Origin of the sequence: Aeromicrobium piscarium (genome assembly GCF_007421815.1) — a bacterium.
Classification (GTDB): Bacteria; Actinomycetota; Actinomycetes; order Propionibacteriales; family Nocardioidaceae; genus Aeromicrobium; species Aeromicrobium piscarium.
In genome coordinates, this window is record NZ_VLNT01000003.1 from 112,773 (window position 1) to 136,680 (window position 23,908).

Genomic DNA, 23,908 nt, shown 5'->3' on the forward strand with positions numbered 1-23,908 from the left:
CCGAGTCGATAGGCTCGGGGACGTGACCGATCGTCTCGCCCGTGCTCAAGCCCTCTTGTCCGATCGCGGCGTCGACGCGCTCCTGGTGACCCCGGGAGCCGATCTTCGTTATCTCACCGGCTATCACGCCCTGCCGCTCGAGCGACTCACCTGCCTCGTGCTCCCGGCGCGCGGTGAGGCCACCCTCGTCGTGCCGCATCTGGAGCGTCCCGCAGCCGTGGCCGCGGGTGTCGCATTGCCGATCGCCACCTGGCAGGAGACCGAGGATCCCTTCGAGCTCGTCGCGCGCCTCGTCGGGGACGTCGAGGTCGTCGCGCTCGACGATCACATGTGGGCCGCCAGGGTCTTCGCGCTCGGCGCGGCGATCCCCGGTGCCGACCAGGTGCTCGGTGGGGAGATCGTCGCGGAACTGCGCATGCGCAAGGAGCCCTCCGAGATCGAGGCCCTCCGCGCGGCCGGAGCCGCGATCGACCGCGTCCACCGACGCATGGGCGAATGGCTGCGTGCCGGGCGCACGGAGCGGGAGGTCGGCGAGGACATCGCCCGTGCGATCCTCGCCGAGGGCCACTTGACGGCCGACTTCGTGATCGTCGGCTCGGGACCCAACGGTGCTTCGCCGCACCACGAGCTCTCCGACCGGGTCATCGAGGCCGGTGACCCCGTCGTGATCGACATCGGCGGCACGACTCCGGAGGGCTACTGCTCGGACTGCACGCGTACCTATGTGGTCGGAGGTGAGCCCGATGCGGAGTTCGCGGCTCTTTACGAGGTGTTGCAGCGCGCACAAGCGGCCCAGCGCGAACACGCGCGTCCCGGCGTGACGGCTGAATCGGTGGACCGGGTCGGCCGCGAGATCATCGCCGGGGCCGGCTACGGCGACCGCTTCGTGCATCGCACGGGCCACGGCATCGGCCAGGAGACGCACGAGGAGCCCTATATCGTCGAGGGCAGTGCCCGTCTCCTCGAGCCGGGCATGGCCTTCTCGATCGAGCCGGGCATCTACCTCGACGGCCGATACGGGGCACGCATCGAGGACATCGCGATCTGCACCGACGACGGCCTCGAGGTCGTCAACACGACATCACGGGATCTCGTGCGTCTGCCGTGAACCCACTGTTCGCAATCGTCGGCTCCGCGCTGGCCGGCGTCATCGCGTCGACGGCTTTCGCGCCCTGGGACTTCCCCGGCGCCATGGTGGTCGCCGTCGCCGGATGGTGCTGGCTCCTGCGTCGGACGGCCGCCTCCCGGGTGCTCACCGTCCTCATCGCGGGGTTCGCCTTCGGGTGGGGGTACATGGGGCCTCTCATCTGGTGGATGAACGCGGTCGACCCCGCCGCCTGGATCGCGCTCGTCATGGCGCAGGCGGTCTTCTACGTGCTGATCGCGTGGGCACTGCGCGCGGTGCTGCGGCTGCCGGGATGGCCTCTCTGGATGGCGGCGGTCTGGACGGCCGGCGAGAGCCTGCGCGGAGCCATCCCGCTCTCGGGCTTCCCGTGGGGTCGTCTGGCCCACACGGCGATCGACACGCCCGTCGAATCCTTAGTGCGTCTCGTGGGCATGCCGGCGACGACCTTCGTCCTCGCCCTGGTCGCGGCCCTGTTCGTCCTCGCCGCCGAACGGCCGCGGCGGATCGTGCCGGTGGCCGGTGCCACCGGAGCGGTGCTGCTGTGCGGCGCGTTGCTTCCCGTGGGCCTGGCGGGGGCGGGGGAGAGCCACCGCGTGGCGGTCGTGCAGGGCGGCACCCCCGGACCGTTCCTGCAGTGGCCGCGCGGCGAGATCTTCGAACTGCATCTGGAGGCGACCGCCGGGATCGACGAGCCGGTGGACATGGTGCTGTGGCCCGAGAACGCCATGGACATCGATCCGTTGACCGAGGCGTGGGCCGGCGATCGTCTCACCGAGGCCTCGCGCGACGTGGGCGCACCCATCCTCGCCGCCGGCATCCTCAACGGCCCCACCGCCACGACGGCCTACAACGCCGGTTTCGTCTGGACCCCGCGGGGACATCAGGAGACCTACGTCAAGCGCAAGCTGGTGCCCTACGGGGAGTATGTGCCGTTGCGTCAGCAACTGGGCGATCTGGTGCCGAGGATCGACCGAGATATCCCACGGGACATGCTCGCGGGCGACGAGCCGGGCGACCTGCGAATCGGCGGGGCCGTCATCGGCGACACGATCTGCTGGGACATCGCCTATGACGGCATCGTGCGCGAGGCGATCGGCGGAGGTGCCGAGTTCCTCGTGGTGCAGACGAGCAATGCGAGTTTCGAGGGTACTTCGCAGCTGCGCCAGCAGTGGAACATCTCCCGTCTGCGGGCCATCGAGACCGGACGTTATGTCGTGGTGCCGTCGACCAATGGCATCAGCGGGGTCGTGGCGCCCGACGGCGAGGTCGTCACGGAGGCGCCGCTTCTGGAGCCGACGGTCATGATCGAGGACATCACCGGGGCCACCGGAACGACACCAGCCCAGCGACTCGCCGCTCCGTTGGAGGGGCTCATCGCCGGGCTGGCATTGGTCGGCGTCGTGGCGGCCTGGCGGGCCGCCCGTCGCCGCGGTTAAGCGGTCTTCTTCTTGCTCGCCGAGCGTCGGTGCAGGTGCGGCGGGCCGATCTCGCCGCCGCGCAGCAGCTCCAGTCGCTCGCTCAGGAGGTCCTCGAGCTCATCGACGGAGCGACGCTCGAGGAGCATGTCCCAGTGCGTACGGATGGGCTTCTCGTCCTTGTCGTTGCCGGAGGCGTCGGCACCGACCAGGCGGCCCATCTGCCCGGACTTCGGGTCCTCCCACTCACCGGGGATCTCCGCTTCCTCCGACATCGTCACGGTGAAGGTGCGGCCGTCGGCGAGGGCGTACTCGACCTCCTGGCGCGGAGCCATCTCCACGCCGCGCTCGTCTTCGAAGCTCTGGGCACCGAGTCGGGCGCCTCGCAGTGCTCGTTCAGCCATGCTCGCGTTCCCCTTTCGTGGTCGTCTCTACCTATCAACGTACGCCATCGCCGTGAGATTCCCCTGAGAAGCGATCGTCGTCCGCGTGAGCCAGTTCGGGGACCCGCAGCAGTAGCGCGAGCCCGATGCCGAGGACGATCATGATCCCGAGGATTCCCCAACGATCCGCCCCGCCAATCAGCACGAACAGGCCGAAGAGGCTGGGCGCCATGAAGGACGCCGCCCGCCCGGTCATCGCATACAGGCCGAAGTTCTGTCCCTCCTTGCCGGTGCGGGTCGCCCGGGTCAGGTAGGTGCGGGAGGCGGCCTGGGCGGGCCCGACGAACAGACACAGGGCCAGGCCGAAGATCCAGAACATCAGCGGACCGCTGACGAACAGCAGGACGACCGCCACGACCAGCATCGAGACCAACGAGGCCACGACGACCCGCCGTGACCCCCAGCTGTCGTCGAAGTAGCCGGCCACCCAGGCTCCCGCAGCGCTCACGACATTGGCAGCGATGGCGAAAAGGATGACATCGGCGGCATCGATGCCGTAGACGCTGACGGCGAGGATGCCGCCGAAGGTGAACACACCGGAGAGGCCGTCGCGGTAGAAGGCGCTCGCGATGAGGAATCTCAGCACATCGCGGTCGCCGGCCCACATCGCCTTGAGCTCTCTCCAGAGCACCCGATAGGACTCGATGAAGCCGACGTCGGCGCTGTCCGGGGTGGCGCTGGCGGGGAGTTCGGGGACGGCGAAGAACAACGGGATCGCGAACACGAGGAACCATGCCGCGGCGACCAGCGCCACCAGCCGGATATTCCATCCGTTATCGGTGGAGAGACCGAGGATGCCGCCGTCGCCGGTGATGAAGCCGAAGTAGCAGATCAGCAGCAGGACGATGCCGCCCAGATAGCCGAAGGCCCAGCCGATGCCGGAGATGCGTCCGACATTGTCCGGCGTGGAGACCTGACGCAGCATCGCGAAGTACGGGACCTGCGCGAGCTCGAAGGCGATCGAGGCCACCGACACGAGGAGCAGCCCGAACCACAGGTAGTGGTAGTCGTCCTCGACGAAGAACAAGGCGGCTGTGAGCGTCACCACGAGGCCGGTCAGCAGCGCGAGGGTGCGTTTGCGACGGCCACGGGCATCCGACCGTTGGCCGAGAGCGGGGGCGGAGATCGCTATCACGAAGGCCCCGGCACCGATCGCCCAGCCGTACCAGGTACTGGCGGAGATCGGCCCGGGAAGATCGTCGCCGACGCCGTCGACGAGGTACACCGAGAAGACGAAGGTGATGATGACCGCGTTGAACGCCGCCGAACCCCAGTCCCAGAGGCTCCAGGCGATGACCTTCTTCATGGGGCCTCGTTCCATTCTCCGCGGGCGAGAAGCACGTCCTTGAGCAGGTCCGTGCGGTCGGTCATGATCCCGTCGACACCGAGATCCAGCAGCCGGTGCATCTCGACGGGATCGTCGATGGTCCAGACGTGGACCTGGATGCCGGCGGCGTGCGCGCGCTTCAAGAGCCGTCGGGTGACGATGGGGATGGGCCCACGCTTGACCGGTACCTGTAGGCAGTCGACCCCGCCGGGCGCTCGGAGGCCCAGCACGACCCGCGCGACCTCGCGGGACGACGCGCTCGTGGCGGCCTCCGGCAGCCGGGAACGCAGGATCGCCAAACGCTGATGCGAGAACGAGGCCAGGCATACGCGGTCGACGGCCCCGAGGCGCTCGATCACGTCGCAGGTGGGGTCGATCGCGTCGGCAGACTTGATGTCGATATTGAAGCGGGCGTCGGGCAACGCCGCCATGAGCTCGTCGAGCCGGACGATCGGCTCACGGTCCCCGAGAAGCATCGCGTCGAGCTCGGCGGACGTGAGGTCGCTGATCGCCCGGTCGTCGCCGGCGAGGCGCGTGAGGCGCGCGTCGTGGCATGCGTAGGCGACGCCGTCGCTCGTGGCGCGGGTATCGGTCTCGAGGTATCGGTAACCTGACTCGACCGCGTGGCGAAAGGCGGTGAGCGAGTTCTCGATCCCCGCGTTGCCGGCCGTACGGGCGCCGCCGCGATGGGCGAAGGCCAGGGGAGTGGGAGCGTCCAAGTAGGCCGGCGAGCGATTCACGTCTCCCACGCTAGGGGAGGGCTCCCGCTCACGGACGACGCCTCGCCGTCGCCGCGCTCGCGTCCGGGCGGTAGACCGTCAACCCCATCGACTGCGGATGAGGTTGACAGGCTACCGCCGCCGTGCCGGACGCTCAGATATCGCGGAAGGTCTCGATCTCTGCGCCCAGGGCGTTGAGCCTGGTCGCCAGATCCTCGTAGCCGCGATTGATGACATAGACGCTGCGCAGCACCGAGGTGCCCTTGGCGGCCAGCATCGCGAGCAGGATGACCACGGCGGGACGCAGCGCGGGCGGGCACACGAGCTCGGCACCGCTCCAGTGCGTCGGACCCTCGATGAGGACCCGGTGCGGATCCATCAGCTTGACCCTCGCACCCAGCTTGTTGAGCTCGGTCAGGTAGATGGCGCGATTCTCGTACACCCAGTCGTGCAGCATCGTCTGCCCGTCCGCAGTCGCCGCGATGACGGCGAAGAACGGCAGATTGTCGATATTGAGGCCGGGGAACGGCATCGGGTGGATCTTGTCGATCGGCGCCCTAAGCTGCGACGGATGCGTGGTGATGTCCACCAGGCGGGTCTGACCGTTCTCGGCCATGTACTCGGCCGACCGCTCGTACACGAAGCCCATCTCCTCGAGCACCGCGAGCTCGATCTCCATGAACTCGATCGGCACCCGGCAGACCGTGATGCTGGACTTGGTGACGATGGCGGCCGCGATGAGGCTCATGGCCTCGATCGGGTCCTCGCTCGGCGCATAGTCGACATCGGTGCGGATGTCCGGCTCACCGTGCACGCGCAGGGTGGTGGTGCCGATGCCCTCGATCCGGACACCCAGCTTCTCCAGGAAGAAGCAGAGGTCCTGGACCATGTAGTTCGAGCTGGCATTGCGGATGACGGTGACTCCGTCGTAGCGGGCCGCGGCGAGCAGCGCGTTCTCCGTCACGGTGTCGCCGCGCTCGGTGAGGACGATCGGACGCTCGGGACCGGTGCCCTGTGCGGCGGACGCGTGGTAGCTGCCCTCGGTGGCGATGACCTTCAGGCCGAAGGGACGCAGAGCCGTCATGTGCGGCTCCACCGTGCGGGTGCCGAGATCGCATCCTCCCGCATAGGGAAGCTCAAACTCGGGAACCCGGTGCATGAGGGGGCCGAGGAACATGATGATGCTGCGCGTGCGGCGCGCGGCGGCGGCGTCCATCGCCGCGAGGTTGAGCTTCTCGGGCACGACGAGCTCGAGATCGTTGTACTCGTTCAACCAGCGGGTCTTGACGCCGATGGAGTCCAGCACCTCGAGCAGGCGGTTGACCTCCTCGATGCGTGCAACTTTGCGCAGGACCGTCGTGCCGGTGTTGAGCAGGGACGCACAGAGCAGCGCCACGCCGGCGTTCTTGCTCGACTTGACGTCGATCGAGCCCTGGAGCGTCGTGCCGCCCTTGACCCGCAGGTGGCTCGGCCCGGAGGTGCCCACGCTGACGATCTCGGAGTCGAGAGCCGAACCGATCCGCGCGAGCATGTCCAGCGTCAGGTTCTGCTGGCCCTTCTCGATGCGGTTGACGGCGCTCTGACTCGTGCGGAGCTGGGCGGCGAGTTGCGCCTGGGTCAGACCGGAGTGCTGGCGCGCATCGCGGATCAGGGTCCCGATGCGTCCGAGGTAGTCGTCTCGTTCCGTCATGGTTCGAGGCTATCTCATGTGTGAGATAGAGTCGCGTCGAGCGCGTGCGTCGATCATCACATGTCGAGCGTGCCGTCCTGAGGGAGGTCTCGCGCATCCGGCACACCGCCGAAACGGCTGACATGCTGCCAGTAGACGCCGTGTCCGGCCTCGGAGACGGTGCAGTCATGGATCGGGAACATGACCTTCGGGCCGACGCGCCCCACGAACTCGATGGTCTCGGCGACCTTGGTCCACGGAGCGGACAGCGGAACCGCCAGCACGTCGACCTCCGGGGGAGCGACGGCATAGCTGTCGCCGGGATGGAACAGTGTCGGCTCACCCGATGCGGTGACGAGCACGCCCACGTTGGCGACCCTGGGCAGCGGCTCGGCGATGACCGCGTGCCATTCGCCGACGCCCGTCAGCTCCAGGTCACCGACCAGAGTGAGCTCGCCGTCGCGGTGCGCGCGCCACGGCGAGCCGAGGCGCGCGGCGGTCTCCGGGTCGGCCAGCAGCGTGGCACCGGGATTGGCCTCCAGCAGGTCCCCGATGCGGTCAGGGTCCACATGATCGGGGTGCTGGTGCGTCACGACGATGGCGTCCAGCCCGGTCAGGTCGAAGACCGCGTCGCGGCTGAAGGTGCCGGGATCGATCAGGATGCGTGTCGCGCCCGATTCCACGAGAAGGGCAGCGTGCCCGTAACGAGTGACCAACATGTCGTCCATCGTGGCACGATGTCCGCATGACGCAGCGGGAGATCCTCACCTGGGAGCGGTACGGCACGGCGGTGCGCGAGCTCGCCCAGTCGGTCGCCGACAGCGGATTCGTCCCCGATGTGGTGCTGGCGGTCGCCCGCGGCGGTCTGATTCCCGCCGGCTCCGTCGCCTATGCGCTGGACTGCAAGAACCTCTTCACGATGAATGTCGAGTTCTACACGGGTGTCGGGACGACCCTCCCGGCTCCGCAACTGCTGCCGCCCTTCCTGGATCTCGCGGAGCTCAACGACATCGGCGTGCTGGTCGTCGACGATGTCGCCGACAGTGGTCGGACCCTCGAGCTGGTCGTCAACGTCTGCCGCAAGCATGCCGCCGAGGTACAGTCGGCGGTCATCTACGAGAAGCCGAGATCCCTGATCGCGCCCGACTTTGTATGGCGTCGCACCGATCTGTGGATCAACTTTCCGTGGTCGAGCGAGCCGGTGATCACCTCGCGGTCGGGCGTCGCCGACGCCTGAGCCTCAGCGGCTGAAGGCGGCGTGCGCGAAGTCCTCGATCGCGTCGCACACGGCCGAGAACCGCAAGGACGCGAAGCGGTCGAAGCCGTGCTGGGCCCCCGGCAGTTCGGCCAGCGCAACGGTGTCGCCCGACAGCATCCGGCGATGTCCCGCATACCGCCGAGCGCCCGAGATGTCGACGAAGGAGTCGGCATCGCCGTGGACGAGGAGCGTGAGCGGTGCCTGGTCGGCCGGGTACCTGGTCGGGTCCGAGGGGACATCGGAGCGTGTTCGCTGGGCGCCGTAGTAGCCGTAAAGTCCGACGAGTGCGCGTACCTGTGCGCCACGCAGGGTAGACAGCACCGCGAGATGCGCGCCGGCGGAGCTCCCCACGAGCACGATGCGCTCAGGATCGATGTCCAATTCCTCGGCATGCATGCGGAGCCAGGTCACGACCTCGACGATGTCATCGGCATTCGCCGGGAACTCTCCGGCAGGAAGCAGCCGATAGTCCGGCGAGACGGTCACCCAACCCCGGCGTGCGAGCCGGTACAGGAGCATCCGGGCGTCCTGCGAGCGTCGGCCTCGACGGAAGCTACCGCCGTGCACGTGGACGAGAACCGGTGCGGGACCCGGAGGCCGGCGTCGGCGACGGTAGAGATCGAGCCGATTGGCCTTCCCGTACGGCCCATAGGAGATCGCGCCGTGGCGCTCCACGCCCCTGGGCAGACGCGGCCAAGGGCGGAAGGCGAGGCTCGCCCAGGGGCGCGGGCGCCGCGCCGGGGTGCCACCGACAGCGCGGACGGCGGACTCCAGCACGTTCCGTGCCGCGAGGGCGCGGCCCAGCAGCGCGACGCCGCCGAGCAGCGAACAGCCGAGCAGGATGACGGCGACGACGCTGATCTCGCCGAGCGTGACGGTCGACGCGAGGAGGAACACGGTGAGTGCGAGGACCTGTAACGGGAGCTCGGAGGTCGCCACGCCGGCGTAGAAGCTGATCGTCGCAACCAGAGGATTGGCGCGGGCGGGCCACAAGGCGAGGGCGACGCTGAACGCGAGCAGGGCGGACAGTGCCATCACCAGCGTGGTCATCGCGGCTCAGCGGATCGGCGACGAGGGCCGGACGTCCGGATGCGAGCTGGGCATGGCCGCATTGTGTCAGAGAGGGGGACCATGGGTGTGTCACGGCTCACATCGGGGCGAGGTCACGCCTACGTGACGTGGTTTCGCTCCGTGACGGCTACGCCCCTCCTGTCACGGCTCCATTGCGTCCTGCTCGCAGAGCTCGCGGTCGCTACTCAACCACCGATCCCGACCTTCGGTGGTCGAGTAGCCGCTGGGGGTACCTCCCGCTTGCGGGGGAGGGACGAGCAGCGTATCGAGACCACGCTTACGTCAGAGGTCACGACTACCGTGAGGGCTATGGACGAGACGAGCTGGAAAGACGTGCTGGAGCACTACCTGCGCAGGGCCCATCGCTCGGTGCACCGGACGATCGACGGCGTGAGCGAGTACGACCTGAGGCGTCCGTTGACGCCCACCGGCACCAATCTGCTCGGAGTGGTCAAGCACCTGGCGACGGTCGAGCACGGGTATCTGGTGACCTTGCCGGGACGCACGAGCCCTGCCGCCGAGGTCATCACGTGGGACGACGAGGAGAGCATGACCGATAACGCCGATCTCTGGGTCGAGCGGGACATGTCCAGCGAGTCGGTGATCTCGCTGTACGACCAGGTCGAGGTGGCTTCTCTCGCCTCCATGCGGGAGCTGCCACTGGACACGCCAGTGACCGTCCCGTGGTGGCGACCGGATGCCCGGGACACCACCCTCGGCCTTCTCGCGGTCCACGTGATCGCGGAGACGGCCCAGCACGCGGGCCAGCTCGACATCCTGCGCGAGCAGCTCGACGGTGCGACAGCCGAGTCGTCCGGCGACGGTCGCGACACGACCTGGTGGCGCGCCTACGTCGACAAGATCAGCGCGGAGGCCGAGCACTTCGCCTGATCGAGGTCGTCACTAGGCTGGGTCCGTGACCGAGCCGACGCTGTACACCCGCCTCATCGGCGACGCCGGAACCCCCGTGGTCTTCCTGCACGGGCTGTTCGGACAAGGACGCAACTTCACCCAGATCGCCAAAGGGCTCGAACCGGAGTTCCGGTCGCTGCTCGTCGACCTGCCCGACCACGGCCGCTCGTCGTGGACCGAGCGCGTCGACTACGTGACGATGGCCGATACGGTCGCGGAGACGATCGGCGAGGTCTTCCCCGATCGGCGCGTCCACCTCGTCGGCCACTCGATGGGCGGGAAGGTGGCCATGATGACCGCCCTTCGCCACCCGGACCTCATCGACCGGCTGGTCATCGTCGACATCGCACCGGCGGTGAGCGAAGGGGCTGACGAGTTCGAGCATCTCCTCGGCAGCCTGGCAGCGCTCGATCTCGACTCCGTCGAACGGCGGTCGGATGCCGATACCGCCCTCGCGGGACGCATCGGCGACGAGCGGGTCCGAGGATTCCTCCTGCAGAATCTTCGACCTCACGACGGCGGTTTCGCCTGGCAGGCCAACCTGTCCGTACTCCGCCGAGATCTAGATCGGATCGGAGACTTCCCCGAGATCGATGCCGTCTTCGAAGGGCCGACGCTCTGGGTGGCAGGGGAGAAGTCGGACTACATTCGGCCCGAGCACGCCGACCGGATGCGCGAGCTCTTTCCCCGCACCACGCAGGTCACGGTCAAGGACGCCGGCCACTGGGTGCACTCCGAGCAGCCCGAGTCGTTCATCGCGATCCTGCGCGCCTTCCTCGGCAACGACTGAGCTCCCGAGCCGTGGCACGATACAGCCATGGCCGATGATGCCGTCGAACAGCGGCTGCGCGATCTCACGCTGCTGCGGCGTGTGCGCGACCGCATCGATCGCGATTACGCCCAGCCCCTGGACGTCCCCTCCCTGGCCCGCGACGTGCACATGTCGACGGGCCATCTGAGCCGGCAGTTCCGGCTGGCCTACGGCGAGAGCCCCTACAGCTATCTCATGACGCGGCGGATCGAGAGGGCGATGACGCTGTTGCGGCGGGGCGATCTCAGCGTCACGGAGGTCTGTTTCGCGGTCGGCTGTTCCTCGCTCGGTACGTTCAGCACCCGGTTCAGCGAGCTCGTCGGCGAGCCGCCGAGTGTCTACCAGCGACGCTCGGGCACCGGACTCCCCGGCGTGCCCTCCCTCGTTACCAAACGCGTCACCCGACCGATCAGGAATCGAGAAGCGTCCACCGGGCCCGCGGCTTTACTGTGAGCCTCATGAACCTGAGAATCCACGTCACCTTCCTGCCTCACGAGGACGCCGAGACCTCGATGGCGTTCTTCCGCGATGTCCTCGACTTCGAAGTCCGCAACGACGTCGGGTACGACGGCATGCGCTGGATCACGGTCGGGCCGCCGGATCAACCCGACACCTCGATCGTGCTGTTCCCACCCGCCGCCGACCCGGGTATCACGCCTGAGGAGCTGACCGTCGTCCGCGAGATGATGGCCAAGGGCACCTTCTCCTCGCTCGTCCTGGCGACGAGCGACCTCGACGAGGTCTTCGAGCGCCTGCAACGGCACGATGCCGATATCGTTCAGGAGCCCATCGACCAGGACTACGGTGTACGCGACTGCGCCGTCCGCGACCCCGCCGGCAATATGATCCGCATCCAGGAACGAGAGTGAATCGATGACCACGCCCCCTGCCCCCGCCGCCGACAGCCACGACGTCATCCGCGTGCGCGGGGCCAGGGAGAACAACCTGCGAGATGTCGACGTCGAACTGCCGAAGCGACGTCTCACCGTCTTCACCGGCGTCTCGGGATCCGGCAAGAGCTCGCTCGTGTTCGGCACTATCGCCGCGGAGTCGCAGCGTCTCATCAACGAGACCTACAGCGCCTTCGTGCAGGGCTTCATGCCGACCCTCGCCCGCCCCGATGTCGACGTGCTCGAGGGTCTGACGACGGCGATCATCGTCGACCAGGAGCGCATGGGAGCCAATATCCGCTCGACGGTCGGCACCGTCACCGATGTCAACGCGATGCTGCGCATCCTGTTCAGCCGGCTCGGGGAGCCGCAGATCGGCTCCCCGCAGGCGTTCTCCTTCAACGTCGCGTCGATCAGCGGCGCGGGCGCCGTCAACTTCGAGCGGGGCGGCAAGACGGTCAAGGAACGCCGCGATTTCAGCATCACCGGCGGCATGTGCCCGCATTGCGAGGGGACGGGCCGGGTCAGCGACTTCGATCTGTCGGCGCTGTTCGATGCCGACAAGTCCCTCAACGAGGGTGCTGTCACCGTGCCGGGGTACAGCATGGACGGCTGGAACGGACGCATCTACCGCGGCTGCGGCTTCTTCGACCCGGACAAGCCGATCTCTGCCTTCACCGACACCGAGCTCGATGATCTCCTGTACAAGGAGGCCACCAAGGTCAAGATCGAAGGCATCAATCTCACGTACATGGGACTGATCCCGCAGATCCAGAAGTCCTTCCTGTCCAAGGACCGCGAGGCGATGCAGCCGCACATCAGGGCCTTCGTCGACCGGGCGATCACCTTCACGGACTGTCCCGAATGTCATGGCACTCGGCTGAGCGAGCTGGCCCGGTCCTCGCGAATCCGTGGCCGGAACATCGCGGAGCTGTGCGCGATGCAGATCAGCGACCTGGCGGACTGGGTCGCCGAACTCGACGAGCCTTCGGCGGGGCCGCTGCTGGAGGCCCTGCGGGAGACTCTCGACTCCTTCGTGGAGATCGGTCTGGGCTATCTCAGCCTGGACCGGCCGTCGGGCACCCTGTCCGGGGGTGAGGCTCAACGAACCAAGATGATCCGCCACCTGGGGTCCTCGCTCACCGATGTCACCTACGTGTTCGATGAACCGACGATCGGGTTGCATCCGCACGACATCGCCCGAATGAACCAGCTGCTCCTGCAACTGCGCGACAAAGGCAACACGGTGCTCGTCGTCGAGCACAAGCCCGAGACGATCGCGATCGGCGATCACGTGGTCGACCTCGGGCCCCGAGCGGGCACTGAGGGCGGCCAGCTGGTCTACGAGGGGACCGTCGAGGGCCTGCGCTCCAGCGACACGCTCACGGGTCGGCACCTCGATGACCGGGCCACGCTGAAGCCGCAGGTGCGGGCCGCGAACGGGACCCTGGAGGTCCGCGGCGCCGATAGCCACAATCTGCGAGAGGTCGATGTCGACATTCCGCTCGGTGTCCTCTGCGCCGTCACCGGGGTGGCGGGTTCGGGCAAGAGCTCGCTCGTGCATGGATCGATTGCCGGGCGAGAGGGAGTCGTGGTCATCGACCAGGGCGCGATCAAGGGCTCGCGACGCAGCAATCCCGCGACCTACACCGACCTGCTCGACCCGATTCGCAAGGCCTTCGCCAAGGCGAACGGGGTGAAGCCCGGACTGTTCAGCGCCAACTCCGACGGTGCCTGCCCGCACTGCAAGGGCGCCGGCGTGGTCTACACGGATCTGGCGATGATGGCGGGCGTGGCCGTGCCGTGCGAGGTCTGCGATGGCAAGCGGTTCCAGGCCGAGGTGCTGGAGTACACCTTCGGTGGCAAGGACATCAGCGAGGTGCTTGCGATGTCGGTCGGCCAGGCCGAGGAGTTCTTCGGAGCGGGCGATGGCAGGATTCCGGCGGCCCACAAGATCCTCGTCCGGCTCGCCGACGTCGGCCTCGGCTACATCAAGCTCGGCCAGCCGTTGACGACGCTGTCCGGTGGTGAGCGTCAGCGGCTCAAACTCGCCGCGCAGATGGGCGAGAAGGCCGATGTCTACGTCCTCGACGAGCCGACCACCGGCCTGCACCTCGCCGATGTCGAGCAGCTGCTCGGGCTGCTGGATCGCCTCGTCGACACGGGCAAGTCCGTCGTCGTCATCGAGCACCATCAGGCCGTCATGGCCCATGCGGACTGGATCATCGACCTCGGTCCCGGCGCGGGGCATGACGGCGGACTCATCGTCTTCGAGGGCACGCCGGCCGAGCTGGTCGCGGAGGCGTCGACGCTCACCGGGCAGCATCTCGCCGAGTACGTCGGCTAGCGGGTGTATGACGACGGAAGATGTGATTCCGCGGTCGCAATGAGTACCGCCGAGTCACATGCTCCGTCCACGCCGGACGAAGGATGCGATTCGGCGGTCGCGATGGCTACCACGGAATCACATCCTTCGTCAGCTCACCGCGAGTGGAGGATGACCAGCCGCTGTGTCGCGCGGGTCATGGCGACATAGCGGTCGACGGCGCCCTCGATGCCGTCGCCGAAGGAATCGGGATCGAGCAGGACGACCAGGTCGAACTCGAGCCCCTTGGCGAGCGTGGGGGAGAGGTGTCGCACTCGTGACGGGTCACGAAGATCCACCGCGGTGCCCCCGATGACGCAGGCCGTCCCCTCCGCGTGGGCTGCGAGCCAGTCATCGAGGAGGTGCTCGAGATCGTCAGGATGTCCGTGAAGGACGGGAAGGCCGCTCGACCGCACCGATATCGGCACATTGGCGTCCGGCAACACCCGGCGGATGACGGGAGCAGCCTCCTCCATGACCTCGGCCGGTGTGCGGTAGTTGACCGTGAGGGAGGCCTGCTCGATCGTCTCGATGCCCACGCGCCGCAGTCGTTCCTCCCACGACTCGGTGAAGCCCCGTCTCGACTGGGCCCGGTCGCCCACGATGGTGACGCTCCGGGACGGACACCGGCTGAGCACCATCTGCCATTCGGCATCGCTGAGCTCCTGGGCCTCGTCCACGATGAGGTGCGCGAACGGCCCGTCGAGGGGCTCACGCTGGTCCTCCAACGGTGCCTCATCGTCGAGCACTGATCGAAGGTCGTCACCACGCAACATCGACATCACCAGCATCTCGGAGTCGTCGGCCGCGATGAGATCGTCGATCACCCGCGTACGTTCCTCACGTTCGGCGGCGAGGGCGGCGCCATGGCGGCGACGACGCCGCGCGGCATGTGGGTCGCCCAGCCGCCGACGTGCCGCATCCAGCAGCGGACGGTCCGAGGCAGTCCAGGCCCGCGGTTCGGCCCGCTGGAGCGATCGAACCTCGTCGGCGGTGAGCCACGGCGCGCACCGGCGCAGATACGCCGGCACCTCCCAGAGATCGCCGACGAGATCGTAGGGATCGATCAACGGCCAGGCCCGGTCGAAGGCTTCAGCGAGTCCGGCGTCTCGCCGCAGCACCCGCACCAGTTCCTCGACGGACACCTCCATCTCGGGGCGACCGTCGACGAGGATCGCGAGTACCGCCTCCCAGACCTCGTCGCGCGCGTCATTGTGCGGCCGTTGAGGATCAGCCGAGGCGAAGGCCTCGGCCCAGTCGGCGGGTCGCAGCAGCAGATCAGCCCAGGGGGTCTCCACCACCAGGGACTCCGTGGGCGGTTCCTCGTAGAGCTGGACGGCCGGCTCTATCGCCTCGACCATGGCCACCCGTGCCTTGAGCCGCGCCACCTCCTCGTCCGCCTCCGCCGGCACGTCCGGTAGGCCCGGCACCAGGTCCCCGACGGTGCAGGTCGAGACTCCGTCCTCGCCCAGACTCGGAAGGACATCACCGATGTAGGCCAGGTAGGGCCGGTGCGGACCGATCACCAGCACCCCGCCGCGCCCCTCCCCGAGCCGGGGATCGGCATAGAGCAGATAGGCGGCCCGGTGCAGAGCGACCACGGTCTTACCGGTCCCAGGGCCTCCGTCGACCACCAGTGCGCCCGCCGAGGAAGCACGGATGATCGCGTCCTGGTCCGCTTGGATCGTGGTGAGAACCTCCTGCATCCGCGACGAGCGGCTCCGCACGAGAGCCGCGAGGAGCGCCGAGTCCTCGTCTGGGGCGAGATCCTCGGATCCGTCGCCGGCGAGGACCTCGTCCCAGTAGTCGACGACCCGGCCGTCGCTCCAGCGGTAGCGCCGACGGCTCGCCAGACCCATCGGCCGCCTCGGGGTGGCAGCGAAGAAGGGCTCGGCTGCGGGCGAACGCCAGTCGATCAGCAGACGGCGACCGTCCGGAGCGGTGAGGCCCATCCTTCCGATGTAGACGGGGGCATCGGGAGCATCCGCGGGCACCATCCGGCCGAGGCACATCTCGGGGGCGAAGCGGCGCAGCCGGCGCATCTCCGCGTCGAGACGACGCACCTCCTGATCGCGGTCGAGCGCGGCCTGGCCCGGGCCGGCAGGGGCTCGGAGCGCCGCGTCGCGCCGTGATGTGAGCTCGCGGAGCCGTTCCGCGATGACGGTGGCGAGCTCGGCGAAGCGCAGCTCGTCGGCGTGGATGAGCGCGGTCTGCGCCTTCGCCATACGGCTGTCCGGCAGCGCGAAGACAGGGGACGAGTCAGGGGACGGGGACATGGATTCAGGAGTGTGGGGAGATCGCATCAGATGAGGATTCTGGACCCTCGACGGGGGCTTGCGGCAAGCCCCCGTGCGCGATATATCTTGGAGATGGCAGGGCTATGTCCTCCGCCATGCCTCACTCCATCTGCCCCCTGAGAGCGGCATACTGTCTACGCACGACCATCGAGTGAGGAGCGTCATGAGTGACGGCAACGCCCAACGCCGGGCGCTGGCGGACAAGATCCGTCAGAACCATCAGCGGAAGGCTCGCCGTCGGCGCTCCGTGGCCACCGTCTTGATCGTGGTGATCGTCGTCGTGGCCCTTGCCCTCCTCGGATGGCGCCAGCTGCGTGCCAGCGAGGAGGACACCGGTATCGCCGTCCCCGAGAACGCGACCGATGACTACGGGTTCACGCTCACTCCCGAGCTCGCCGGTAGCGAGGCCGTGGGGACGACCCCCGTCGACGTGCAGATCTTCGAGGACTTCCTCTGCCCCTCTTGCAAGGCCTTCCACGACGAGTCGGGTCCCTTCCTCGCCGAGCAGGTCGCGAACGGGACCGTCAGCATCACGTACCACCCCTTCACCTTCCTGCTGGAGGCCTCGACCGACGAGTACGCCCAGCGTGCCGCGAACGCCGCCGTGTGCGTCGCCGATGATGCCGGAGTCGCCGCCTATGCCGCGATGCACGACCTGCTGCTGCAGAACCAGCCTGCCGAGGGCGGAGCGGGGCTCAGCGACGACCAGCTGATCGCCTTCGCCACCCAGGCCGGCGCCGGGGACGTCACCGACTGCGTCGCCGACCGTACCTTCACGCCCTGGGTCGAGCGCGCCCTCGAGAAGGGCCGCGCCGCGGATGTCACCACCACGCCGACAGTCCGGATCGGCGGCATGAACGTGGTGCGCAGCGACAACGGCACCGAGTCCATCCCCGGCCCCGAGGAGCTCCAGTTCGCGATCGAGGCGGCCCAGTGAACCAGCCGAACCCCGGACCCTCCTGGGATGTCGATCGATCGGGCGCCCCGAAACGCCCCTCCTTCGCCAGCAATTTCACCCCTCAGCCGCCGATCGAGCGTCCCCGTCGCGTCACGGTCGCGGTCTGGCTGGTGCTCACGGCGGTCGTGATCTTCCTGGCGCTCACAGCGCTGGCCGCCTGGCAGTTCGGCGACGTTCGCGACACCGTCACCGAGGCGCTACCCACCGATCTCGAGGCCGACTACACCGACGGGGAGATCCGGCGCGCCGTGCGGGTGCTGATCGGGGTGGTCGCCGGGCTCGGCTTCCTGCTGACCCTGATGCAGGCGGTGACCATCCGGTCGGTGGCCCGACGCCGGTCCGGTTCGGCGCGGGTGCTGTTCGTGATATCCGTGGTGCTCTACCTGCCGCTCGCCGTGCTCAGCACGTCAATCCGCGCGCTCGGCCGTGGCGATCTCGCGGCGAGCGCCGTCGCCGTCCTCTGCCTCGTGGTCGCGGTCGTGCTCGTGTGCACACCGGCGGTCTCGGCCTGGTGGCGTCAGCCCGATCGACGAGATCCGGCTCCGCTGATCCGCCGGGACGAGACGGCCCCGGAGCATCCGGTCGCCTCGCCCCCTGACGCGCAGGTGACCGAGGATGACCCGGAGGATCTCAACCGAAGGTGACCGAGGCCCGGTGCTCACGCCCCATCAGCGTGACGATGATGGTCTCGCAGCTACGCTCGGCGGTCTTCGCGGCCCGGTAGGTCTCGTGATCCACCAGCGGATTGACCGTCAGCTCCCGCCACCGCTGCAGATGATGGATCGCGAGGTCGAGCAGCTCCTGGGCTGACAGCTCCTGGCCGTCGACCCCGAGCCGACACTCCGGGCTGCCACCGTGACCGCCGACGAGCCGTTCCAGCTCATCGGCGAGGTCCGCCGACAGGTGCAGCCGCCGCGCGGCGATCCGCCCCAGCAGGCGGGTCTCCGCGAAGGTGTGCGCACCCGCCATGTGTTCATCGGCCATCACCACGATCTCATCGGAGCCGGGCACCGGACGTGAACGCACGAAGCGATGCACCGCGAGCACGATGGAGTGGGCCTTCAACTCGGACTGACGTTGCACGAAATGCACGTCGATGACCCGACGGAGCTCCTCCAGGCCGCTGCGGCGGAGCAGTTCCTCGGCCAGCTCGCCCGCGTCATCGACACCGCCGCGTACGGCTGCCAAGGCGAGCCGGATCCCGTACATGCCGAAGCGGTCGACCAGATCGGCCCGCACCCGCTCGCTGGGGAGCTCGTCGTCGGGGGTCGCCAGGAACCGCTCGGCGCTGATCATCAGCTGACGGGTCTCGTCGGGATGACGGGTGGCCAGGCTGCGGAAGACACTGAAATCGGACTGGCGCAGGGTCATCGCACCGGTGCCGAGGAGGCCGGCGACCGGCACGATGGTCTCGCACACACCGTGCAGTGCGGGATGATCACGGAGCCGCTCCACGGCCTCGTTGACCGAGACCATGGCGGTCAGTCGCCCGGCGCCGAGCTCGTCGGCGCGAGAGAGCACCGCGATGGCGCCGATCGCCGCGTTGCCATGACGGGTGCGATCGTGCAGGGTCTGCAGATAGCGCACATCTGAGTCGTGCAATGACCGCAGGAGATAGACCACCGCATCCGCCCCGGTCGCCCCGTGCTCGGGCAAGAGGAAGCGGTCGGTCTGGCTCGACACGTCCTCGGTCACCGAGATCGTCCCAGGGGTGTCGATGAAGGTCACCCCCTGGATACCGGGGGCCGGCCAGCTGACATCGAGGCGTTCGAACTCGTCGGGGGAGAGCCCCTGCAGTGCCAGCTCGAGACGGCCGGGCTGGCGCTGTGCGGGCAAGAGTGCCGGGGTGCCGTCGGTGAGCAGACCGCGCACCGACGGCGTGGCCCCGTAGTGATAGCGGGTCACGATACGGGTGCACTCGCGGGCGTCCGTCGGGGCGATCCGCTCGCCCAGCAGGCCGTTGAGCAATGTCGACTTGCCCGCCTTGACCGAGCCGACGAGGGCGATGCGCAGGGGACCGTCGAGTCGCCGATCGAGCTCATCGAGTTCAGCGATCGCCGTGGGATCGAAGGCATACAGCCGCCGCGCGGCCGCCACCACCGCTCGTGCCGAGTCCAGGGGACCTCTCATGCTGATGTCAACTCCTGCGTCAGGGCCGGGGCCGTGCCGGCGCCGGCCTGGCGGCACAACTCGCGGATCTCCCGCAGTTCGCGGCTGAGGACGAGGGCCCGGCGAGACCGCTCGTCGGTGGGCAGCGCGGCCCCGTCCTTCGCCGCCCGCACGGACTCGGCGAGTGAACGCTTCAGATCCTCGGCGATCTCCGAGAAGTGGTCGCGTAGCACCCGCTTGATGCGACCCATGCGGTCCCGCGACTCCTTGCCGACCTGGAAGATCGACTCATCGATCAGTCGCCGTACCGCCACCTTCGCCTCGTTGCGCCGCTGCTCGAGCCGTTGATTGGCATCCTGCCGGTAGGCGAATCCGCCCATCATCAGACCGGCGGCCACCGAGAGCGGGTTGACCAGAGCCATCCCGGCGAGGCTGGTCATCAGCCCGAACATGAGGATGCCGCCGTAGGACCCCTTCATGCCGACCATCACCTTCTGGCCCAGCGAGAGCCGGCCGGAACGCACGAACTCCAACCCGCCGATCGCTCGCAGCGCCTGCTCGGCACCGTCCAGCGTCAGATCGGGCAGCGCGGCTCGGCCGTCGAGGGAGAAATGGCGGGCCACCACCTCGGCCAGATGCTCGCTGCGTTGATGGGCCCAGACGAAGTTGTCCGAGACCGCCTGCGTGACCGACTCCGCGAGCCAGAGGCCGACGTCGTCCCACACCTCGCCGGGATCGCAGTCCTCGATCAACTGCTCCGCCTCGCGTCCGACCGCACGCAAGCGGTCGCGCAGGTCGAACTCGATATCCGAGACGAGCTCGGCAGCACCGTCGGACAGCGTCTGCTGCCAGCGCGCCGAACGACGGGTGAGCTGGTCGGCGACATCGCGGGCGTCCTCGAGCTCGCGCACCACCTCGACCGCACCGGAGGCGGCCCCCAGGGCGCGCAGCTCCGCTTGCAGCACCATCATGAGATGCTCCCCGACGCCGGTGATATCGGTGGCTGCGGCACGTCGACGCTCCGCCAGGACATCCGCGCGGACGACATCGTGCAGATGGGTGCCGAGTGCGGCGACCTGCGCCTCCCGCGCAAGCTCCTCGTCATGTTCGCGGCCCGCCAGATCGTGCAACAGCGCGGATGTAGCGAGCAACGGCACCTCGATCTCGGCCGCGGCGAGGTGCTCGCGGTCAGCATCGAGGATCGTCCGCCACTGATGCTGCAGATCGATCTTGCTGACGACGCAGGTGATGCGCGGGCACAGGGCCACAGCCTGTCTCAGGAAGCTCATCTCCGGTTGGGTGAATTCCTGTGTCGCGTCCGAGAGCATGATGGCGGCATCGGCCTGCGGGAGCAGGGTGAGGTTCGTGGAGATCTGGGCTTGGGCCCGCCCGACTCCGGGCGTGTCCACCAGGACCAATCCGTCGGCCAGGAAGGAGCGGGGCAGCCGGACCTCGGCGTGCAGCGAGCCCGCGAATCCCGTCTCGCCGGCCAGTTCGGTGACATGGCGGCGCAGCTGCCGTGGGTCGATCGGAGTGCGGATCGAGGTCTGCTCCTCCTCGAACTCCGTGACCAGCAGTGCGCTCGGCTGCTCACCCCAGCTCACGGAGGTCGGCACCGCAGTGGCCACGACATCGTCGACCGGGCAGACGGGCGCATCGATGAGAGCATTCACCAGGGCGCTCTTGCCCTGTTTGAACTGACCGACGACCACCACCTGGACGGCGGTGTCGTTCACGAGCGTGCGCGCCTCGTCGAGTCGCGTGGTGAGCTCGGGCCGGCCGTGCGAGGTCGCGAAGGTGCTCAGCCGCTCGACGATCTCGTCGAGCGAGGGGGAATCGTGGGGTACGGGAGACGCTGACACGTGGGCTCCTCTGAGGCGCGGGGATGGGATGACACCGGATCCAGACCTCCGACCGCTGCGAACCGCCAGGCTCGCAGCGGCCGGAGACCGTCCGGGGTCAGCCCGCGTTGTAGTCGTAGTCGTAGGTGTAATCGTTGACGGTCGTGTCGATCGTGGTGTCCGTCGGCGCGTACGTGTTGCCCGAGCCCTGCTCGTAGTAGTCGCCGCCGTAGGAGCTGCCGCCACCGTCCTGGTAGAAGTCGCCACCGTAGGAGTTGACGGCACCCTGCTCGTAGTAGTCGCCGCCGTAGGAGCTGCCGCCACCGTCCTGGTAGAAGTCGCCACCGACCGAGTTGTCCTGAGACAGGTCCACGCCGACGTCGCCCACGTTGACCGAGTTGTCCTCGGAGAAGTCGGCATTGACATCACCGATCGTGGTCGACTCGTCGGTGGTCGTGGTGTTGCCGGAGTCGGTGATCGTGGCGTTGCCCGAGTCGGTGATCGTGGTGTTACCCGAGTCGGTGGTATTGCCCGAATCATTCACCGAGTTGTCCGACAGATCCACCGCGAGCGTTCCCACGCTGATCGAATTGTCGTTATTGAGTGAATCGGTGATGGCCACCGTGTTGCCCGAGTCGGTGGTGTTGCCGGAGTTGCGGCTGTCGGTGTTGCCAATGCCTCCGGCGTTCGAGCCGTTCTCCCAGTAGTCGCCGCCGACCGAGTTGTCCTCGGACAGGTCCACCGACACGTCGCCGACGTTGATCGAGTTGTCATCCGTGGTGGTGTTGCCGGAGTCGGTGATGTTGCCCGAATCGTTGATCGAGTTGTCCGACAGATCGACGTCGCCGACGTTGATCGAGTTGTCGTCCGTGGTCGTGTTGCCGGAGTCGGTGATCGTGGTGTTCCCGGAGTCGTTCACCGAGTTGTCCGACAGGTCCACCGACACGTCGCCGACGTTGATCGAGTTGTCGTCGACCGTCGTGTTGCCAATGCCTCCGGTATTCGAGCCGTTCTCCCAGTAGTCGCCGCCGACCGAGTTGTCCTCGACGGTGGTATTCCCGGAGTCGTTCACCGAGTTGTCCGACAGATCGACCGACACGTCGCCGACGTTGATCGAGTTGTCGTCTGTGGTCGTGTTCCCGGAGTCGGTGATCGTGGTGTTGCCCGAGTCGGTGGTGTTGCCCGAATCGTTGACCGAGTTGTCGGACAGATCGACGTCGCCGACGTTGATCGAGTTGTCGTTGCCGATGCCGCCGACATTCGAGCCGTCCTCCCAGTAGTCGCCGCCGACCGAGTTGTCCTCGACGGTGGTGTTCCCGGAGTCGGTGATCGTGGTGTTCCCGGAGTCGGTGACCGAGTTATCGGACAGATCGACGTCGCCGACGTTGATCGAGTTGTCGGAGTTATCGGAGTTGTCGTTGCCGATGCCGCCGACATTCGAGCCGTCCTCCCAGTAGTCGCCGCCGACCGAGTTGTCCTCGACGGTGGTGTTCCCGGAATCGGTGATGTTGCCCGAGTCGTTCACCGAGTTGTCGGAGTTGTCGGTGATCGTGGTGTTACCCGAGTCGGTGATGTTCCCGGAGTCGTTGATCGAGTTGTCGGAGTTGTCGTTGCCGATGCCTCCGACATTCGAGCCGTCCTCCCAGTAGTCACCGCCCACCGAGTTGTCGGAGTTGTCCGAGTTGTCGGTGATCGTCGTATTGCCCGAGTCGTTCACCGAATGATCGGAGTTGTCGTTACCGGAGTTCTCGGCCTGGTTCTGGTTCCCGCCGACGGTCGTCGAGTTGTCGTTACCGGAGTTCTCGGCCTGGTTCTGATTGCCGCCGACGGTGGTCGAGTTGTCGTTACCGGTGTTCTCAGCGTTGTTCTGGTTCCCGCCGATCGTGTTGCCGGTGTTCTCCGCCTCGTTGTTGATCTGGTCCCCACCGAGGGTCAGCTTGCCGTCACCGTTCTGGATCATGTCGCGCCCGGCGGCCTGCGCGTCATCGGACGCCACGGTGTTGCCGTGGCCGACGACCACCGGATCGTTGGGGGCGAACTCGCCTCCGACGGCGAGACCGCCGTCGCTGGCGAAGGCCTGGCGCACATCGCCCTCAGCCCAGATGTTCTGGCCGAAGTGCGTGCCACCGTAGCTGCCGATGGCGATGTTCTTGACCAGGTAGTTGATCATCTCGCCGGGTGTTCCGCCGCCACCACCGACGGCGGCGATGGCCACCGCGCCGGGAACCGAGTTGGCGATCAACGGTGTCAGCGCGTCGACATCCGCGCACGAGATATCGCCGAGCCCGGCCGCGGCCAGGGCACCTGACGAGTCTTCCGCGAACGCCTCGGCCTTGGACGAGTCGCCCAGCAGATCGAGAATAAAGCTCAGCAGATTACTGGCGGTCACTTCCATGAGAACTCCTCTGAATCACAAGCCCGCCGCGAAATCGACCGAGCCACTGTGACGCTATGTCGACGCGTCGATCCCGCCCAACGGGGACGACCCCCCTCTTTTCGACCGCGGGCCCTGCGCGCCGTCACCTGTTCAGCGGAGGTGGATTAGGGGATGGATGAGGGGATCGGGCCTCGACAACTGGGTGGTGAACCCCTATGGAGGACCCGATCGCTGGATTAGACTCGCACTCGGACGGCCCTCGGGAGGGCCGATTCATGCTCGGATCACGGGGGTATCCGACGACCAGATCACCCCTAGCG

20 protein-coding genes are annotated in these 23,908 nt (G+C 67.6%); 10 read left to right on the forward strand and 10 right to left on the reverse strand.

All coding sequences use genetic code 11. The annotated features are described in order from the left end of the window. Window positions 1–22: 22 nt before the first annotated feature. Window positions 23–1,108, forward strand: coding sequence for a M24 family metallopeptidase (locus FNM00_RS05555; RefSeq protein ID WP_143912262.1), 1,086 nt, complete (start codon window positions 23–25; stop codon window positions 1,106–1,108). Further along, window positions 1,105–2,562, forward strand: coding sequence for an apolipoprotein N-acyltransferase (gene lnt / locus FNM00_RS05560; protein WP_143912264.1), 1,458 nt, complete (start codon window positions 1,105–1,107; stop codon window positions 2,560–2,562). Before FNM00_RS05555 ends, lnt begins: the two co-directional genes overlap by 4 nt. Here lnt and FNM00_RS05565 read toward each other — a convergent pair. The 5 genes from FNM00_RS05565 to FNM00_RS05585 all read right to left on the reverse strand — a co-directional run bounded on the left by FNM00_RS05565 (window position 2,559) and on the right by FNM00_RS05585 (window position 7,427). After that, the gene (locus FNM00_RS05565; RefSeq protein ID WP_143912266.1) at window positions 2,559–2,945 is read right to left on the reverse strand and encodes an RNA polymerase-binding protein RbpA; all 387 of its coding nucleotides are present in this window, start codon (window positions 2,943–2,945) and stop codon (window positions 2,559–2,561) included. The two genes, lnt and FNM00_RS05565, sit on opposite strands and share 4 nt — an antisense overlap. A gap of 34 nt (window positions 2,946–2,979) precedes the next feature. Next, window positions 2,980–4,290, reverse strand: a complete 1,311-nt coding sequence (locus FNM00_RS05570) for an MFS transporter (protein WP_246065074.1) — start codon at window positions 4,288–4,290, stop codon at window positions 2,980–2,982. Then, the gene (locus FNM00_RS05575; RefSeq protein WP_143912270.1) at window positions 4,287–5,051 is read right to left on the reverse strand and encodes a glycerophosphodiester phosphodiesterase family protein; all 765 of its coding nucleotides are present in this window, start codon (window positions 5,049–5,051) and stop codon (window positions 4,287–4,289) included. Before FNM00_RS05575 ends, FNM00_RS05570 begins: the two co-directional genes overlap by 4 nt. Before the next feature lie 133 nt (window positions 5,052–5,184). Continuing rightward, window positions 5,185–6,720 carry a UDP-N-acetylglucosamine 1-carboxyvinyltransferase gene (locus FNM00_RS05580; RefSeq protein WP_143912272.1) on the reverse strand — a complete coding sequence of 512 codons (1,536 nt, stop codon included), beginning with the start codon at window positions 6,718–6,720 and terminating at the stop codon, window positions 5,185–5,187. A gap of 56 nt (window positions 6,721–6,776) precedes the next feature. Continuing rightward, window positions 6,777–7,427 carry an MBL fold metallo-hydrolase gene (locus FNM00_RS05585; protein WP_221933611.1) on the reverse strand — a complete coding sequence of 217 codons (651 nt, stop codon included), beginning with the start codon at window positions 7,425–7,427 and terminating at the stop codon, window positions 6,777–6,779. A gap of 17 nt (window positions 7,428–7,444) precedes the next feature. Here FNM00_RS05585 and FNM00_RS05590 point away from each other — a divergent pair, with 17 nt between their 5' ends. Then, window positions 7,445–7,936 carry a phosphoribosyltransferase gene (locus FNM00_RS05590; RefSeq protein WP_143912274.1) on the forward strand — a complete coding sequence of 164 codons (492 nt, stop codon included), beginning with the start codon at window positions 7,445–7,447 and terminating at the stop codon, window positions 7,934–7,936. 3 nt (window positions 7,937–7,939) lie between these two features. Here FNM00_RS05590 and FNM00_RS05595 read toward each other — a convergent pair whose 3' ends face one another. After that, window positions 7,940–9,007 (reverse strand): alpha/beta hydrolase, encoded by a 1,068-nt coding sequence (locus FNM00_RS05595; RefSeq protein ID WP_143912276.1) that lies wholly within the window; start codon window positions 9,005–9,007, stop codon window positions 7,940–7,942. A 330-nt stretch (window positions 9,008–9,337) separates the two neighbouring features. Here FNM00_RS05595 and FNM00_RS05600 point away from each other — a divergent pair, with 330 nt between their 5' ends. The 5 genes from FNM00_RS05600 to FNM00_RS05620 are packed head-to-tail and all read left to right on the forward strand — an operon-like array spanning window position 9,338 to window position 13,988. Beyond that, complete coding sequence (locus tag FNM00_RS05600; protein ID WP_185972993.1) at window positions 9,338–9,919, forward strand: DinB family protein; 582 nt, start codon at window positions 9,338–9,340, stop codon at window positions 9,917–9,919. 25 nt (window positions 9,920–9,944) lie between these two features. Beyond that, entirely contained in the window at window positions 9,945–10,730 is a 786-nt protein-coding gene (locus FNM00_RS05605; RefSeq protein WP_143912280.1) for an alpha/beta fold hydrolase, read from the forward strand. A gap of 27 nt (window positions 10,731–10,757) precedes the next feature. Beyond that, window positions 10,758–11,204 carry a helix-turn-helix transcriptional regulator gene (locus tag FNM00_RS05610; RefSeq protein ID WP_143912281.1) on the forward strand — a complete coding sequence of 149 codons (447 nt, stop codon included), beginning with the start codon at window positions 10,758–10,760 and terminating at the stop codon, window positions 11,202–11,204. Window positions 11,205–11,209: 5 nt separating this feature from the next. Beyond that, a complete protein-coding gene (locus FNM00_RS05615; RefSeq protein WP_143912283.1) occupies window positions 11,210–11,620 on the forward strand; it encodes a VOC family protein in 411 nt (136 codons plus the stop codon). A gap of 4 nt (window positions 11,621–11,624) precedes the next feature. Beyond that, window positions 11,625–13,988: an ATP-binding cassette domain-containing protein gene (locus tag FNM00_RS05620; RefSeq protein ID WP_143912285.1), complete on the forward strand. Its 2,364-nt coding sequence runs from the start codon at window positions 11,625–11,627 to the stop codon at window positions 13,986–13,988. 134 nt (window positions 13,989–14,122) lie between these two features. Here FNM00_RS05620 and helR read toward each other — a convergent pair whose 3' ends face one another. Then, a complete protein-coding gene (helR, locus tag FNM00_RS05625; protein WP_143912286.1) occupies window positions 14,123–16,282 on the reverse strand; it encodes an RNA polymerase recycling motor ATPase HelR in 2,160 nt (719 codons plus the stop codon). 184 nt (window positions 16,283–16,466) lie between these two features. On the opposite strand from helR, the gene FNM00_RS05630 reads away from it, so the two are divergent. Further along, window positions 16,467–17,240 (forward strand): DsbA family protein, encoded by a 774-nt coding sequence (locus tag FNM00_RS05630; RefSeq protein ID WP_143912288.1) that lies wholly within the window; start codon window positions 16,467–16,469, stop codon window positions 17,238–17,240. Continuing rightward, window positions 17,237–17,905, forward strand: a complete 669-nt coding sequence (locus FNM00_RS05635; RefSeq protein WP_143912290.1) for a hypothetical protein — start codon at window positions 17,237–17,239, stop codon at window positions 17,903–17,905. The genes FNM00_RS05630 and FNM00_RS05635 overlap by 4 nt, the downstream gene beginning before the upstream one ends. Here the strand turns inward: FNM00_RS05635 and FNM00_RS05640 are convergent. From FNM00_RS05640 to FNM00_RS18795, 3 genes are all read right to left on the reverse strand, one after another. Then, window positions 17,892–19,391, reverse strand: coding sequence for a dynamin family protein (locus FNM00_RS05640; protein WP_143912292.1), 1,500 nt, complete (start codon window positions 19,389–19,391; stop codon window positions 17,892–17,894). The genes FNM00_RS05635 and FNM00_RS05640 overlap by 14 nt on opposite strands. Further along, entirely contained in the window at window positions 19,388–21,232 is a 1,845-nt protein-coding gene (locus FNM00_RS05645) for a dynamin family protein (RefSeq protein WP_185972994.1), read from the reverse strand. Before FNM00_RS05645 ends, FNM00_RS05640 begins: the two co-directional genes overlap by 4 nt. 97 nt (window positions 21,233–21,329) lie before the next feature. Continuing rightward, entirely contained in the window at window positions 21,330–23,606 is a 2,277-nt protein-coding gene (locus FNM00_RS18795; protein ID WP_185972995.1) for an IniB N-terminal domain-containing protein, read from the reverse strand. Window positions 23,607–23,908: the final 302 nt, after the last annotated feature.